This window comes from Streptomyces coryli, from assembly GCF_011044975.1.
Lineage (GTDB): Bacteria > Actinomycetota > Actinomycetes > Streptomycetales > Streptomycetaceae > Streptomyces > Streptomyces coryli.
Genome location: NZ_JAAKZV010000021.1, coordinates 1 through 14,614, shown reverse-complemented (window position 1 = coordinate 14,614; position 14,614 = coordinate 1). Strand labels below are relative to the sequence as shown.

14 protein-coding genes are annotated in these 14,614 nt (G+C 70.6%); 9 read left to right on the top strand and 5 right to left on the bottom strand.

What is annotated here, in order from left to right:
• Positions 1 to 30: 30 nt before the first annotated feature.
• Positions 31 to 1,443, bottom strand: coding sequence for a carotenoid oxygenase family protein (locus G5C51_RS07730; protein WP_165233864.1), 1,413 nt, complete (start codon positions 1,441 to 1,443; stop codon positions 31 to 33).
• A gap of 47 nt (positions 1,444 to 1,490) precedes the next feature.
• Between G5C51_RS07730 and G5C51_RS07725 the strand changes: the two genes are divergently transcribed.
• Positions 1,491 to 2,048: a PadR family transcriptional regulator gene (locus G5C51_RS07725; RefSeq protein ID WP_240929465.1), complete on the top strand. Its 558-nt coding sequence runs from the start codon at positions 1,491 to 1,493 to the stop codon at positions 2,046 to 2,048.
• Between the two features lie 4 nt (positions 2,049 to 2,052).
• Here G5C51_RS07725 and G5C51_RS07720 read toward each other — a convergent pair whose 3' ends face one another.
• A complete protein-coding gene (locus G5C51_RS07720; RefSeq protein WP_165233861.1) occupies positions 2,053 to 2,862 on the bottom strand; it encodes a hypothetical protein in 810 nt (269 codons plus the stop codon).
• Between the two features lie 78 nt (positions 2,863 to 2,940).
• On the opposite strand from G5C51_RS07720, the gene G5C51_RS07715 reads away from it, so the two are divergent.
• The 4 genes from G5C51_RS07715 to glmM all read left to right on the top strand — a co-directional run bounded on the left by G5C51_RS07715 (position 2,941) and on the right by glmM (position 7,291).
• Positions 2,941 to 4,560 (top strand): ABC-F family ATP-binding cassette domain-containing protein, encoded by a 1,620-nt coding sequence (locus tag G5C51_RS07715; RefSeq protein WP_165233858.1) that lies wholly within the window; start codon positions 2,941 to 2,943, stop codon positions 4,558 to 4,560.
• A 214-nt stretch (positions 4,561 to 4,774) separates the two neighbouring features.
• Complete coding sequence (gene rplM / locus G5C51_RS07710) at positions 4,775 to 5,218, top strand: 50S ribosomal protein L13 (RefSeq protein ID WP_165234005.1); 444 nt, start codon at positions 4,775 to 4,777, stop codon at positions 5,216 to 5,218.
• Positions 5,219 to 5,259: 41 nt separating this feature from the next.
• The gene (gene rpsI / locus G5C51_RS07705) at positions 5,260 to 5,778 is read left to right on the top strand and encodes a 30S ribosomal protein S9 (RefSeq protein ID WP_165233855.1); all 519 of its coding nucleotides are present in this window, start codon (positions 5,260 to 5,262) and stop codon (positions 5,776 to 5,778) included.
• 154 nt (positions 5,779 to 5,932) lie between these two features.
• Complete coding sequence (gene glmM / locus G5C51_RS07700; protein WP_165233852.1) at positions 5,933 to 7,291, top strand: phosphoglucosamine mutase; 1,359 nt, start codon at positions 5,933 to 5,935, stop codon at positions 7,289 to 7,291.
• 4 nt (positions 7,292 to 7,295) lie between these two features.
• Here glmM and G5C51_RS07695 read toward each other — a convergent pair whose 3' ends face one another.
• The 3 genes from G5C51_RS07695 to coaA form a co-directional block, all read right to left on the bottom strand.
• Positions 7,296 to 9,269, bottom strand: coding sequence for a family 20 glycosylhydrolase (locus tag G5C51_RS07695; protein WP_165233849.1), 1,974 nt, complete (start codon positions 9,267 to 9,269; stop codon positions 7,296 to 7,298).
• Positions 9,270 to 9,370: 101 nt separating this feature from the next.
• Positions 9,371 to 10,351 (bottom strand): DUF389 domain-containing protein, encoded by a 981-nt coding sequence (locus G5C51_RS07690; protein WP_165233846.1) that lies wholly within the window; start codon positions 10,349 to 10,351, stop codon positions 9,371 to 9,373.
• A gap of 29 nt (positions 10,352 to 10,380) precedes the next feature.
• Positions 10,381 to 11,388: a type I pantothenate kinase gene (gene coaA, locus G5C51_RS07685; RefSeq protein WP_165233843.1), complete on the bottom strand. Its 1,008-nt coding sequence runs from the start codon at positions 11,386 to 11,388 to the stop codon at positions 10,381 to 10,383.
• Positions 11,389 to 11,538: 150 nt separating this feature from the next.
• Between coaA and G5C51_RS07680 the strand changes: the two genes are divergently transcribed.
• Genes G5C51_RS07680 through G5C51_RS07665 form a run of 4 tightly spaced genes read left to right on the top strand, consistent with a single transcriptional unit; the run spans position 11,539 to position 14,517 of the window.
• Positions 11,539 to 11,715, top strand: a complete 177-nt coding sequence (locus G5C51_RS07680; RefSeq protein WP_165233840.1) for a hypothetical protein — start codon at positions 11,539 to 11,541, stop codon at positions 11,713 to 11,715.
• 30 nt (positions 11,716 to 11,745) lie between these two features.
• Complete coding sequence (gene glmS, locus G5C51_RS07675; protein ID WP_165233837.1) at positions 11,746 to 13,593, top strand: glutamine--fructose-6-phosphate transaminase (isomerizing); 1,848 nt, start codon at positions 11,746 to 11,748, stop codon at positions 13,591 to 13,593.
• A gap of 15 nt (positions 13,594 to 13,608) precedes the next feature.
• Positions 13,609 to 13,977 (top strand): holo-ACP synthase, encoded by a 369-nt coding sequence (locus G5C51_RS07670; RefSeq protein WP_165233834.1) that lies wholly within the window; start codon positions 13,609 to 13,611, stop codon positions 13,975 to 13,977.
• 51 nt (positions 13,978 to 14,028) lie between these two features.
• A complete protein-coding gene (locus G5C51_RS07665) occupies positions 14,029 to 14,517 on the top strand; it encodes an META domain-containing protein (RefSeq protein ID WP_165233831.1) in 489 nt (162 codons plus the stop codon).
• Positions 14,518 to 14,614: the final 97 nt, after the last annotated feature.

Here is a 14,614-nt window from a genome sequence, read left to right as displayed (position 1 = left end):
TCCGCTACGGGCGGCAGCCGTACTGATCCGCTACGAGCGGCCGCTGAACATCCCGTGGAAGCCGAACGGGACCGCGTGCGGCACCTCCGCCCGCGCCAGCATCTCGTACGTCCGCGCGTCCAGCACCAGCAGGAACGACGAGTCCGCCGCCGCGTCGAGGACCACCGACAGCACGACGCCGTCGTCCTCGCCCGCGGCGTCCGGCGCCGCCACGAAGACCGGCTCGCCCGGATAGCAGCCCTCCCCGGACCAGAGCAGGGTGTCCCCGGTGGTCACATCGAGCTTCACGAGCCGGTCGATGAAGCCGCCGCCGTCGCGGTCGCCGGCGCCCACGCCGTACGCGTAGCGATACGGGGAGCCGTTGTGCCGCTCGTAGGCGATGCGCGGCAGCTCCAGCGGCTCCTCCGCCAGCCGCTCCACCCCGACCTCGCCGCTGCCGAGGCTGATCCGGTAGCGGGTGGGGAGCGCGACCGGGATGCCGCCGCCCGCGCGCAGCCGGTCCAGGTACAGGGCGTCGATGACCGAGGCGTCCTCGTACGAGCAGATGTCGAGCACCACGTCGTCGCCGTCGTCGAAGGCGTTGATGTGGTGGAAGGCGAAGAAGGCGGGCCCTTCGTACGTGCCGCGCACGGTGCCGTCGCGCGCGTCCATGACCGTGAAGCGGGTGCCGCGCTCCGGCTCCCAGCGGTAGTTCTCGATGAACGGGCGGCCGCTGAGGACGATGCTCAGCGGGTTCACCACGAGCGGGAACTCGGCCAGGACGACGTGCCGCCGGGTGATCGCGAAGCTGTGCATGTACGACGGGCGGGCGACCTGGTGGCTGCCGATCAGCTCGCGGGTGGTGCCGGCGGCCGGCTGCCGGTAGACGCGGTACTCGCTGGTGCGCGAGAAATGCAGCAGGTAGTTCACCAGGTCGCCGGTGGCGGGGTCCTGGTGCGGATGCGCGGTGGTCAACTGGCCGCTCAGCGAGTCCTCGTAGCCGACCACTCCAGCCGTCGCCAGCGTGTCCGGGTCGAACGCGACCGGCAGCGGCGTCTCGGTCAGGGCGACGTAACGGTCGCCGAAGCGGGTGACGTTGACGTTCGCGTTCGCGTTGGGCTTGCGCGTGAAGCGGGTGAAGAAGCGGGCGAACAGCGAGCGGCACGGGTCGGTGGCGAACTCGGGGTAGGAGATCCGTCCCGCCGCGATGGCGCGGTTGGCGGGGGTGTCGAGGAACCGGTTCGCGTAGGAGACCTTGCCGTCGGCGAGGGTGAAGCGGTGCAGCATCGCCTGGCCGTCGAACCAGTGCCGCACGGAGCGGTCCCCCGCGTCGTAGCGCGCCGGGCCGTTGCGCAGCAGGCTGCCCTCCAGCCAGCCGGGGAGCGCGCCCTTGACCGGCAGCTCCGCGACGGTGGTCTCGGCGTCCAGGGTGCGGAACCCGATGCCGTGATCCGGTGGGCTCATGGTCTTCGCCTCCTTGTGTCGACATGACACAGTGGACTGTGCTTTTCATGGCACACCGTCCACAGTGGAATGTCAAGCGAAAGAACCTGATGGCAGACCTCAACCCCACCGCGGCCTCGCTGCTCGGCTTCCTGCACGCCGGGGAGGCCAGCGGATACGAGCTGGTGCACACCGCGCAGCAGCTCATCGGCGACTTCTGGAGCCTCACCAGGAGCCAGGTCTACCGGGAGCTCGCCGCACTCGACCGGCGCGGCCTCGTCGAGGCCGGACCCGCCGGGCCCCGGTCGCGGCAGCCGTACCGGCTCACCGACGAGGGCCGGGCCGCCTTCGGCGCCTGGCTCGCCGAGCCGCCCGGCACCGAGCAGATCCGCTACCCGCTGCTGCTCACCCTCGCCTTCGGCTCGGCCCTGGACCGGGACCGGCTGATGGGGTTCATCGCGGAGCACCGCACGGTGCACGAGAAGCGGCTCGCGGGCTACCGGGAGCAGCGGGCCGCGGGCTGCCCCGACCGCTTCACGGAGGCCACGCTCGCGTTCGGCATCCGTTACGAGGAAGGGGTCCTGGCCTGGATGGACGAGCTGCCCGCGATCCTCGAGGAGCGCTGAGCGCCTACTGGTCCTCGGCCTCGGCGGCCGCGCTCGCCTGGGTGCGGCCGCGGTCCATCAGCCGCTCGTTGACCAGCTCGCCGGCGTCCTTGACCGCGGTCTTGGACTTGGTCTCGCCGACGACGACGGACTTCCCGTTGGTGTAGCCGGCGATGGTGAAGTACGCGTACCGGCCGAGGGAGTTGCCGGTCAGCCGGCAGGCGGTGCCGCGGCAGAACTGCGGGACGCCGGAGCCGGAGAGCGGGGTGATGTTGCCCTTCGCCTGCTTCGCGGCGGCGCCCGCCTTGGTCGCGTCGTCGAAGACCGCGACGCCGATGGTGACGGCGACGCCGGAGCGGGTGTAGGTGACGCGGTAGACGGTGTCGCAGCCGTTCTTCTTGAGTACGGGGCCGAGGCCCTCCTGGCCGGCCTTCGCGCAGTCCTTGCTGGTGGACGTGGCGCCGCGGGTGTAGCCGCGGCCCGCGATGTCGGCCTTCTTGTCCGGGAAGAGGCTGCCGACGGAGAGCGGCGCCTTGTCGTTCTTCGCGGTGGAGATGAAGTCCATCGGGTCGGGCGGCGGCTTCACGTCGGAGAACGTCGGATCCGCGTCCTTGTCGTCCAGCTTCTGCGGCGACGGCAGGCTGCTGTCGTCGGCGGACGGGCTGCCGTCGCCCGAGGTGACCACGGCGGCGGCGACGACGCCGGCGACCACGAGGGTGGCGACGACGGCGGAGACGATGAGGAGGATCGCGCGCTTGCGCTTGCGCGCGGCCTCGGCCTGCGAGGCCAGCTGCTCCCAGTCGGGGGCCGGGCCCCCGCCGTACCCGAAACTCATGGGCGGAACTGTAGCGGCTGGGCCGAGGCGCCCGGAATTCGGTGGCCGTGAGCATCCGCCCCCTGGAGAATCGCGCCCATGGGTCACCTGGAAGCCGCGCACCTCGAGTACTACCTGCCCGACGGCAGGCCGCTGCTCGCCGACGTCTCCTTCCGGGTCGGGGAGGGTGCCGCGTATGCCCTGGTCGGGGCGAACGGTGCCGGGAAGACCACGCTGCTGCGGCTGCTCAGCGGGGAGCTGGAGCCGCACGGCGGGACCGTGACCGCGAGCGGCGGGCTCGGGGTGATGCCGCAGTTCGTGGGGTCCGTACGGGATGAGCGGACGGTGCGGGACCTGCTGGTCTCCGTATCGCAGCCGCGGATCCAGGTGGCGGCGAAGGCGGTCGACGACGCCGAGCACGGGATCATGACCCGCGATGACGAAGCCGCGCAGATGCAATACGCGCAGGCGCTCGCGGACTGGGCCGAGGTCGGCGGGTACGAGGCCGAGACGCTGTGGGACAAGTGCACGATGGCCGCGCTCGGGACCCCGTACGAGCGGGCGCAGTGGCGCGAGGTGTCCACGCTGTCCGGGGGCGAGCAGAAGCGGCTCGTGCTGGAGGCGCTGCTGCGGGGGACCGACGAGACGCTGCTGCTCGACGAGCCGGACAACTATCTGGATGTCCCCGGCAAGCGGTGGCTGGAGGAGCGGCTGCGGGAGACGCCGAAGACCGTGCTCTTCGTCTCGCACGACCGGGAGCTGCTGGCGCGGTCGGCGGAGAAGATCGTGAGTGTGGAGCCGGGGGCCGCGGGCAGCGATGTGTGGGTGCACGGCGGGGGCTTCGACACGTACCACGAGGCCCGCAAGGAGCGCTTCGAGCGCTTCGAGGAGCTGCGGAAGCGGTGGGACGAGGAGCACGCGAAGCTGAAGCGGCTCGTGCTGATGTACAAGCAGAAGGCCGCCTTCAACTCCGACATGGCCTCGCGGCTGCAGGCCGCCCGTACCCGGCTGAAGAAATTCGAGGAGGCGGGCCCGCCGCAGCAGCCCCCGCGCGAGCAGGACATCAAGATGCGGCTGCGCGGCGGACGCACCGGCGTACGGGCGGTGACCTGCGAGAACCTTGAGCTGAGCGGGCTGATGAAGCCCTTCTCGCTGGAGGTCTTCTACGGGGAGCGGGTCGCCGTCCTCGGGAGCAATGGGTCGGGGAAGTCACACTTCCTGCGCCTGCTGGCCGGCGATGACGTCGCTCACACCGGGGCCTGGAAGCTGGGGGCGCGGGTGGTGCCCGGGCACTTCGCGCAGACGCATGCCCATCCGGAGTTGATGGGGCGGACGCTGCTCGACATCCTGTGGAAGGAGCACGCCAAGGACCGGGGCGCCGCGATGAGCGCGCTGCGCCGCTACGAGCTGACCAAGCAGGCAGAGCAGCGCTTCGACCGCCTGTCGGGCGGCCAGCAGGCCCGGTTCCAGATCCTGCTGCTGGAGCTGCAGGGCACGACGGCGCTGCTGCTGGACGAGCCGACGGACAACCTGGACCTGGAGAGCGCCGAGGCGCTGCAAGAGGGTCTTGAGGCGTACGAGGGGACTGTGCTCGCCGTCACACATGACCGGTGGTTCGCCCGCAGTTTTGACCGGTTCCTGGTCTTCGGGGCTGATGGGAAGGTGCGCGAGACGTCCGAGGCGGTGTGGGACGAGGGGCGGGTGGCCCGGTCCCGCTGACCGGTTTTGACCTGCCTGGCGGACAGCCGGTATCCTGCCAGTTCGTTGTGTGTATTGGCTTGTCATTCTCACGTGAGGGGCCCTTACACCGGCTCACCAGCTGATCACAGCCGCGTGCACCCGGGTTGCGTCACCCGCGCGTGCCGCCACGGCTGTCTCGATCACCTGGTGGCCTTGTCAGGACCCATTCATTGAAGAAGTGAAGGCTACGACCGTGCGTACGTACAGCCCCAAGCCCGGCGACGTCGAGCGCCAGTGGCACGTCATCGATGCCGAGGACGTTGTCCTCGGCCGCCTGGCCACCCAGGCCGCCACGCTTCTCCGCGGCAAGCACAAGCCGGTGTATGCGCCCCACATCGACGCTGGTGACTTCGTCATCATCATCAACGCCGACAAGGTGCACCTCTCCGGCAACAAGCGGACCCAGAAGCTCGCCTACCGCCACTCCGGTTACCCGGGTGGTCTGCGCTCCATGCGCTACGAGGAGCTGCTGGAGAAGTCCCCGGAGAAGGCCATCGAGAAGGCCGTCAAGGGCATGCTCCCGAAGAACACCCTGGGCCGTCAGATGCTCTCGAAGCTGAAGGTCTACCGCGGCTCCGAGCACCCGCACGGTGCTCAGAAGCCGGTTCCGTTCGAGATCACCCAGGTCGCGCAGTAAGTCCGGCCACCCCCTAGACGAAAAGAATCTGAGGAGCATTCGTGGCTGAGACCACTGCCGAGGAGACCATCGAGGAGCCCGTCGAGGCTCCCGAGGAGTACACGACCGAGACCCCGGCCGAGGCCGCTACGGACTACACGTCCGAGTCCCTCGCGGGCCGCTTCGGCGACCCGCAGCCCGCCGCCGGCACCGGCCGTCGTAAGAACGCCATCGCCCGCGTCCGGATCATCCCGGGCACCGGCAAGTGGAAGGTCAACGGCCGTACGCTGGACGGCTACTTCCCGAACAAGGTGCACCAGCAGGAAGTCAACGAGCCCTTCAAGGTGCTCGAGCTCGACGGCCGTTACGACGTCGTCGCCCGCATCTCCGGCGGCGGCATCTCCGGCCAGGCCGGCGCGCTGCGCCTGGGCGTTGCCCGTGCGCTGAACGAGGCGGACGTCGACAACAACCGCGGCCCGCTGAAGAAGGCCGGCTTCCTGACCCGTGACGCCCGTGCGGTGGAGCGGAAGAAGGCCGGTCTCAAGAAGGCCCGTAAGGGCACGCAGTACAGCAAGCGCTAATTCCAGCGACTGGCTGTATCAGGCGCGTCCCTATCGCGTACCGCCCCGGTGGCACTCCTCAGTGCCGCCGGGGCGTTCGCGTATGGTCTTCAAGGGCGTATATCTGTCAGAAGGTAATCAAAACCTGTCGCGAGCTGATCTCGGAGGAACACCAGTGGCTCGACTCTTCGGAACCGACGGCGTGCGCGGGGTCGCCAATGCCGACCTGACCGCCGAGATGGCGCTCGGCCTGTCGGTCGCCGCGGCGCATGTGCTCGGCAAGAGCGACGCGCAGGGCGATCACCGCCCGAAGGCGGTGGTCGGTCGCGACCCGCGGGCGTCCGGAGAGTTCCTGGAGTCGGCCGTCGTCGCGGGTCTGGCGAGCGCCGGTGTCGACGTGCTGCGGGTGGGCGTGCTGCCCACGCCGGCGGTGGCGTATCTGACGGGCGCGCTGGGCGCGGACCTGGGCGTGATGCTGTCCGCCTCGCACAACCCGATGCCCGACAACGGCATCAAGTTCATCGCGCGCGGCGGGCACAAGCTGTCCGACGACCTCGAGGACCGGATCGAGGAGCTGTACCACAAGCACGAGCACGGCGAGCCGTGGGCGCGGCCGACCGGCGCGGGTGTGGGGCGGGTGCGGAAGTACGACGAGGGCTTCGACCGGTACGTGGCCCACCTGCTCGGGGTCATGCCGAACCGGCTGGACGGGCTGAAGATCGTCATCGACGGCGCGCACGGCGCGGCGGCGCGGGTGTCGCCGGAGGCGTTCCAGCGGGCCGGGGCCGAGGTCATCACCATCGGGACGGATCCGACCGGGCTCAACATCAACGACGGGTACGGGTCCACGCACCTGGAGAAGCTGCAGGCCGCCGTGGTCGAGAACGGTGCGGACCTGGGCATCGCCCACGACGGCGACGCCGACCGGTGCCTGGCCGTGGACGCCGCCGGTCAGGAGATCGACGGCGACCAGATCATGGCCGTACTGGCCCTGGCGATGCGCGACGCCGGCACCCTCCGTAAGAACACCGTGGTCGCGACCGTGATGTCGAACCTCGGCTTCAAGCTGGCGCTGGAGCGGGAGGGCGTGGAGATCCTGCAGACCGCGGTCGGCGACCGCTATGTGCTGGAGGAGATGAAGCGCGGCGGCTACGCGCTGGGCGGCGAGCAGTCGGGGCACGTCATCGTCCTCGACCACGCCACGACCGGCGACGGGACGCTGACCGGGCTGCTGCTGGCGGCCCGGGTGGCCGCGACCGGACGGTCGCTGGCCGAGCTGGCCGGGGTGATGGAGCGACTGCCGCAGGTGCTGGTGAACGTCCCCGACGTGGACAAGTCGCGCGTCGGCTCCTCGCCCGAGGTGGGCGCGGCGGTCGCGGAGGCGGAGCGGGAGCTCGGGGAGACCGGGCGGGTGCTGCTGCGGTCCAGCGGGACCGAGCCGCTGGTACGGGTGATGGTCGAGGCTGCCGACATCGATCAGGCGCGGTCGGTCGCCGGTCGGCTCGCCGACGTGGTGAAGTCCGCGCTCGGCTAGTACGTCAGCGGGCGCGGATCACATCGAGCTCTGCCACCGAGGCAAAAGTCCCCGAGGAGCCGTGCTCGCTGAGCACGCGCAGCGCCACATGTCGGGCCGCGGTCGCCGCGAACGGCACCTGATGCTCCGTCCGCTCCTCCGGGAAGGCGCCCGCGGCGACCTTGCGCCACTGTTTGCCGTCGTCCGAGACGAGGATCTCGTAGTCCTTCACCCGGCCGTTGATCCCGCCGTCCTGGCGCGGCATGTAGCGCACGCCCGCGATACGTTGCCCGGCTCCCAGGTCGACGCTCAACTGCTGCGGCAGCTTCGCGCCGTAGGCGCTGTGCCAGTGGGTGTACGGGGCGTTGTCGAGCGCGCGGGCCGCCTGGCCCGGCTCGGCGGCGGACTCCTCGCTCGTAGCACTCGCGCCCCAGCCGTCCTGGGAGAGCATGCCCGGATTGGCGCCGGTCGCCGCGTGGACGTCCACCGGGCCCGCGTCGCCGACCTGGTCGTAGCGGTCGAGGAAGGGGCGTACGTCCGAGCCCGCCGGAGTCGCCCAGGTGCGGTCGGCGACGACGGCCACGGGGCGGCGGGCGAAGTAGTCCACCCAGGTCAGCGGCAGCGTCTGGGTGCGGTCCGACCAGCGGGAGACGCGGTAGCCGAGGATGCCGGGGGCGGCGGTGAAGGCGTAGTCGCGGTAGGTGGTGCGGATGTCGAAGAAGCCGTAGTCGCCGGGCTTGGCGCCGAAGCCGGGGGAGACGTAGAGCTGGCCGTCCTGGGTGCCGATGGTCGGATAGCCCTGCTTGGCGCGCTCCTCCGGCGGGGACAGCCATTCGTTGACGACGATGCGCTTGTCGGGGTCGATGCTGGTGGTCTGCTGGTAGTCCCACCACTGCCAGATCTGGGTGGTCTTGCCCTGGGCGCGGACGGCGGCGTCGAGGTCGTTGATGAACTCGACGAGGACGTCGCCGGGGTGCGGATAGCCCTGCCGCTTCTGGTATGCGACCAGCTCCGGGCATGTGTTCTGCGCGTCGGTCAGCGGGATTTCGTCGGTGCCGATGTGGACGTACGGGCTGTCGGTGAAGATGTCCGCGACCTCGCCGACCAGGTCGCGGGCGAAGGCCCGGGTCTCCTGCTTGGTGTAGTCGAGGGTCCAGTGGCCGCGGTCGGAGCCCTCCCAGCTGTTGTTGGGGCGGGACATCGACTCGCAGCCGAAGGCCAGGTCGGGGCGGGCGTCGCCGATGGCTACGGCGTGGCCGGGGAGGTCGATCTCCGGGACGATCGTGATGCCGTAGCGGGCGGCGTACGCCTCCAGGTCGCGGAGCTCCGCCTTGGTGTAGTGCTCGGCGGCGACGATCTCCGGGTGCTCGGCGCTCTCGACGCGGTAGCCGTTCCAGTCGCTGAGGTGCAGGTGGAAGGTGTTGAGCTTGTACCAGGCGAGTTGGCGGATCTGCTGCTTCAGATAGCTGACCGGGAAATAGCGGCGGCCCACGTCGAGCATCTGGCCGCGGGAGCCCTGGGTGGGCCAGTCGCGGATGGTGCCGCGGGCGACGGTGTGCGGGGTCTTGGCCGTGCGCAGCGCCTGGAGCAGGGTGCGGGTGCCGTAGAGGACGCCGCGGCGGTCGGCGGCGGAGATGCGGGCGGCGTCGGCGAGCCGCAACTCGTAGCCCTCGGGGCTGTCGCCGGGGGCCTTGCCCCCGAGGGCCAGGGCGATGTCGTGGGGGCGGGGCGCGGCGCCGGTCGCTATCCGGGGGCGTACTCCTTCTTGGTCGGCAAGCTCGCCGGAGAGCTGCTCGGCCACGCCGGTGAGGGCCCGGTCGGCCACCACGATCCGGCTGCCGGGGGTCAACTCCCAGGTGCCCGCGGCGGCTTCCCAGTGGCGTACGGCGGGGACCGTGACGGGAGCGGGTGACGCGGCCGGCTCCGCCTGTGCGGGCGGCGCGATGACGGCGGTGGCCAGCAGAGCGCCGGCGGCGAGGGCGAGGCGTACGGCGGGCATGGGCTGCTCCCGGTGTCGTGGACACGGCAACGACCAGGATTATCAGGGGGGTTGGCGCGGGGGCCATGCACCGGAGGCGGGCGGGGGTTGGACTTTCGTGGCTAGAGGTGACCGTGGGACTTGCGGTGCACGGCGGCCTTGCGCAGGTGCTGGACCACCGTCTCGTGCTGGAAGGACCAGTAGGCCTTCTGGATCAGGAGCGTGAGCGTGCCCGCGACCACGATGCCGAGCAGGTTGAGCAGGAGCTGTTCGGTGGAGCCCTGGGCCTGGCTGAAGTCGCCGTAGCTCAGGGCGATGGCCGCGTTCGCGGCCGCCGGGACCGTGGTCACCGAGATCGCTACGCCGACCAGGGCGCCGGACTTCGACGAGGTGAGGGAGAGGGTGCCGGCGGCGCCGGCCAGGAGGGCGACGATGAAGGAGAAGGCGTCGGCGTGCCAGATGAACTCCGTCTGCGGGCGCTTGCCGTCCAGCCTTGTCTCGGTGAAGTACCCGAAGGCGTCCATCAGTTGACTGAAGCCGATCGCCAGCACCATCGCCGCCGCGAACCCCACCAGCAACGCCAGCAGCGACCGCCCCACCAGCCGCGGCCGCCGCTGCACCAGCGCCACGCACATCCCGGCCACCGGCCCGAACTCCGGACCCACCGCCATCGCGCCCACGATCAGAATCGCGCTGTCGATCATCACGCCGCACGCCGCCAGCAGCGTGGCGAGCGTCAGCATCGCGACGAAGGTGACCGAGAGCGTCGACTCCTCGTGCGTCTCCTCGACCAGCGACTCCCACACCACCGCGTCCGCGCCCTCGCCGGGGGCGTCCTTCTCCGCCTGGTCGGCGCGCTTGGACAGGCTGAGGTCGACGTGGTCCACCATCACCGCGCCCTCGTCGCACAGGCCGCGCTCGCGCAGCTGGTGCAGCAGCACGTCCGCGGCCTCGCGGGCGATGTCGCACATGACGATGTCGCCCTCGGGGTCGAGGGAGGCGCCGGGCAGCAGGCCCACGTGCGTGGTGCCCACGGTCTTCTGGATGAGGCCGAGGACTTCCTCGGTGCGCTCGGACGGCGTCTGGATACGGACGTGCAGCATGCGGCCGAGCGTAGCCGCCCCGGCGGTCCTCAGAGTTTGCGCAGGGAGAGCCGCTGGACCTTGTGGTCCGGCCCCTTGCGGAGTACGAGCGTCGCCCGGCCGCGCGTCGGCGCGACGTTCTCGCGGAGATTCGGCTCGTTCACCGTGCGCCAGATGTTACGGGCGTACGCCAGCGCCTCCTCCTCGGAGACCTGGGTGTACTTCCTGAAGTACGAGAAGGGGTTCTGGAAGGCGGTCTCCCGCAGCTTCTTGAAGCGCTGCAGATACCAGGTCTCGATGTCCTCGGCCCGCGCGTCCACGTACACCGAGAAGTCGAAGAAGTCGGCGAGGGCCACCCGGGTGCGGCCGTCCTTGCCGGGGAGGGCGGGCTGCAGGACGTTCAGGCCCTCGACGATCAGGATGTCGGGGCGGTGCACCGTCAGCCGCTCGCCGGGGACGATGTCGTAGATCAGGTGCGAGTAGACCGGGGCGGTGACCTCCTCCTTGCCCGCCTTCACGTCCGCCACGAAGCGGGTGAGGGCGCGCCGGTCGTACGACTCGGGGAAACCTTTCCGCGACATCAGGCCGCGGCGGTGCAGCTCGGCGTTGGGATGCAGGAAGCCGTCGGTGGTGATCAGCTCCACCCGCGGGTGCTCGGGCCAGCGGGCCAGCAGGGCCTTCAGCAGGCGGGCGGTGGTGGACTTGCCGACCGCCACGCTGCCCGCGATGCCGATCACGAAGGGGGTGCCGGACTGGGCGCGGCCGCCCGCGGTGTCGCCGAGGAAGGTGTTCACCGCGTGCCGGAGGCCGTGGGTGGCGCCGACGTAGAGGTTGAGGAGGCGGGAGAGCGGGAGGTAGACGTCCCGGACCTCGTCCAGGTCGATGACGTCGCCGAGGCCGCGCAGCCGCTCGACCTCCTCCGCCGTCAGCGGCAGCGGCGTCTTCTCGCGCAGGGCGCTCCACTCCGCGCGGGAGAGGTCGACGTACGGCGTGGTCTCTGCGGACCGGCGGCGGTGGTGCGCATGCCCGGCGGACGCGGCGGTGGGGGGCGAGGTCACGGCCTCCAGTCTGCCTGAGGCGATCAGCGACCTCACTTCGGGTACCCGGCCCGGACGGGGTGCAGGGGAAGCGATGGTCCCGGAGGTATATACCTGCCGGGGTTGTTCCGTATACGTTCCCCTCACCGAAAAATCGCCAGGGGGGCGCTTATGTCAGGTCACGACGTACTGGAGGATCTCGCCGGCGAGCTGCCGGACGAGGACCTGGAGGAGAACCTCGTCGAGTCGCTCGATCTCTACGAGATGGGGAGCAAGCCGCGCTGCGAGGAGGTGGAATACCTCGAGCTCGTCGAGGACGCGATAGAGCGTCTGGCGTGGGGCCGCTGACTTGCGGGACGTGCGTCGTACCCTCACTTTATGTGCGGAATTGTGGGGTATGTCGGAAATCAGGATGCCCTTGATGTCGTCCTGAACGGGCTGCGCAGGCTGGAGTACCGCGGTTACGACTCGGCGGGCGTCGCCGTCCTCGCGGACGGCGGCCTGGCCGCGGAGAAGAAGGCCGGAAAGCTCGCCAACCTGGAGAAGGAGCTCGGCGAGCGCCCGCTCCCGGAGTCGTCGTGCGGCCTCGGCCATACCCGCTGGGCCACCCACGGCCCGCCCACCGACGCCAACGCCCACCCGCACCTGGACAACCCCGGGCGGGTCGCGGTCGTGCACAACGGCATCATCGAGAACTTCGCCCGGCTGCGGGCCGAACTCACCGACCGCGGCCACGAGCTGAGCTCGCAGACCGACACCGAGGTGGTCGCGCATCTGCTGAGCGAGTCGTACGGCGAGTGCGGCGATCTCGCGGCGGCGATGCGGGAGGTGTGCGGGCGGCTCGAAGGCGCTTTTACGCTGGTCGCGGTGCATGCCGACCAGCCGGACGTGGTCGTGGGGGCGCGCCGTAACTCACCGCTGGTGGTGGGCGTCGGGGAGGGGGAAGCCTTCCTCGCGTCCGACGTGGCGGCCTTCATCGCGCACACCCGGGAGGCCATCGAGCTCGGGCAGGACCAGGTCGTCGAGCTGACCCGGGCGGGTGTCTCGGTCACCGGCTTCGACGGGGAGCCGGCCGAGGTGCGGGCGTACCACGTCGACTGGGACGCCTCGGCCGCCGAGAAGGGCGGCTACGACTACTTCATGCTCAAGGAGATCGCCGAGCAGCCGAAGGCGGTCGCCGACACGCTGCTCGGCCGTATCGACGCCGAGGGGCAGCTCACGCTGGACGAGCTGCGGATCGACGACGCGGAGCTGCGCGAGGTCGACAAGATCGTGATGGTGGCGTGCGGGACCGCGTATCACGCGGGGATGATCGCGAAGTACGCCATCGAGCACTGGACCCGGATTCCGTGCGAGACCGAGCTGGCGTCGGAGTTCCGGTACCGGGATCCGATCCTGGACGGGCGGACGCTGGTGGTGGCCATCAGCCAGTCCGGCGAGACGATGGACACCCTGATGGCGCTACGGCATGCGCGCGAGCAGGGCGCGAAGGTGCTGGCGATCTGCAATACGAACGGGTCGACGATCCCCCGGGAGTCGGATGCGGTGCTGTACACGCATGCCGGGCCGGAGGTCGCGGTCGCGTCGACGAAGGCGTTTCTGACGCAGCTGGTGGCCTGCTATCTGGTGGCGCTGTATCTGGGGCAGGTGCGCGGCACCAAGTGGGGCGACGAGATCGGCGAGGTCGTCGGGGAGCTGGCGCGGATCGGCGAGCAGGTCGACGAGGTGCTGGCGACGATGGAGCCGGTACGGGAGCTGGCGCGGGGCTTGGCGGACAAGGGGACGGTGCTGTTCCTGGGGCGGCACGTGGGGTACCCCGTAGCGCTGGAGGGTGCGCTGAAGCTCAAGGAGCTGGCGTACATGCACGCCGAGGGATTCGCGGCCGGGGAGCTGAAGCACGGGCCGATCGCGCTGATCGAGGACGGGCTGCCGGTGGTGGTGGTCGTACCGTCGCCGCGCGGGCGGTCGGTGCTGCACGACAAGATCGTGTCGAACATCCAGGAGATCCGGGCCCGGGGCGCCATGACGATCGTCATCGCGGAGGAGGGCGACGAGGCGGTGGTGCCGTACGCCGATCACCTGGTGCGGGTGCCGCGCACGCCGACGCTGCTGCAGCCGATGGTGGCGGCGGTGCCGTTGCAGGTGTTCGCGTGCGAGCTCGCCACCGCTCGGGGGAACGAGGTTGATCAGCCGCGTAATCTGGCCAAGTCCGTGACGGTGGAGTGAGCTGGAGCCGTAGCTGTGATCATCGGGGTGGGGATCGACGTCGCCGAGGTCGAGCGCTTCGGCGCGGCGCTGGAGCGCACGCCGGAGCTGCTCGAGCGGCTGTTCCTGCCCTCGGAGCAGGTGCTGCCGAGCGGGGAGCGGCGCGGGGTCGCGTCGCTGGCGGTGCGATTCGCGGCGAAGGAGGCCCTGGCCAAGGCGCTGGGGGCGCCGGCCGGGCTGCACTGGCATGACGCCGAGGTGTGCTCGGAGGCCGGGGGCCGGCCGTATCTGCGGGTGCGCGGGACGGTGGCCGCGCGGGCGGCGGAGCTCGGGGTGCGGGCGTGGCATGTGTCGTTGAGTCATGACGCGGGGATCGCCTCCGCGGTGGTCATCGCGGAAGGCTGAGTCCGGGTGGAACCCGCAGCGGGGCGCGTACGTCACAGCGGCATGCGGAAGATGACATGTGCAGTTCTCGCGGCCGTCGGCGCGGTGACCCTGTCGCTGGCCGGGTGCGGGGACGAGAAGGTGGATGGCGGCGCCGGCAGCGGCGGCAAGGACAAGGGCGCGGTCGGCGCGGCGAGCGAGAAGCCGGCCCGGCCGGTGGCCGGGACCGTATGGGAGATCCAGAGCGTCACGGCGGCCGGCGGCAAGGAGCTCAAGGCGGAGCCCGTACGGGGCAAGCCGGCGACCCTCGAGATCAAGGGCGACCAGGCCAGCCTGCGGGTGTGCAATGGCGCCGGCTCGGCGGTGAAGGTCGGCCCGGACTCGGTCGACTTCGACGGGAATTGGATGTCGACCAAGATGGCCTGCGGGGGGACCGCGGACCGGCTGGAGAGCACGCTGCACAAGGTGCTGAAGGGGAAGCTCGAGATCGCCGGTGATGGGAACGAGCTGACGCTGAAGGGCACGGGCGGCGATGTAGTGCGGTTCACCGCGGCGGGGTGAGCTTCGCGTCGCCGGGCTGCGGATGGGCTCGGTGCCGGTTGGTTGGCTGGCTACGGGAGAGGGTGAGGCGGGGGGCCTTGGGCTGCCGGGCTGCGGG

Excerpts from the sequence above, each read along its gene's own strand:
- G5C51_RS07730 (WP_165233864.1), bottom strand. The coding sequence starts at position 1,443 with ATGAGCCCACCGGATCACGGCATCGGGTTCCGCACCCTGGACGCCGAG.
- G5C51_RS07725 (WP_240929465.1), top strand. The coding sequence starts at position 1,491 with ATGGCACACCGTCCACAGTGGAATGTCAAGCGAAAGAACCTGATGGCA.
- G5C51_RS07720 (WP_165233861.1), bottom strand. The coding sequence starts at position 2,862 with ATGAGTTTCGGGTACGGCGGGGGCCCGGCCCCCGACTGGGAGCAGCTG.
- G5C51_RS07715 (WP_165233858.1), top strand. The coding sequence starts at position 2,941 with ATGGGTCACCTGGAAGCCGCGCACCTCGAGTACTACCTGCCCGACGGC.
- G5C51_RS07695 (WP_165233849.1), bottom strand. The coding sequence starts at position 9,269 with ATGCCCGCCGTACGCCTCGCCCTCGCCGCCGGCGCTCTGCTGGCCACC.
- G5C51_RS07690 (WP_165233846.1), bottom strand. The coding sequence starts at position 10,351 with ATGCTGCACGTCCGTATCCAGACGCCGTCCGAGCGCACCGAGGAAGTC.
- G5C51_RS07680 (WP_165233840.1), top strand. The coding sequence starts at position 11,539 with ATGTCAGGTCACGACGTACTGGAGGATCTCGCCGGCGAGCTGCCGGAC.
- glmS (WP_165233837.1), top strand. The coding sequence starts at position 11,746 with ATGTGCGGAATTGTGGGGTATGTCGGAAATCAGGATGCCCTTGATGTC.
- G5C51_RS07665 (WP_165233831.1), top strand. The coding sequence starts at position 14,029 with ATGACATGTGCAGTTCTCGCGGCCGTCGGCGCGGTGACCCTGTCGCTG.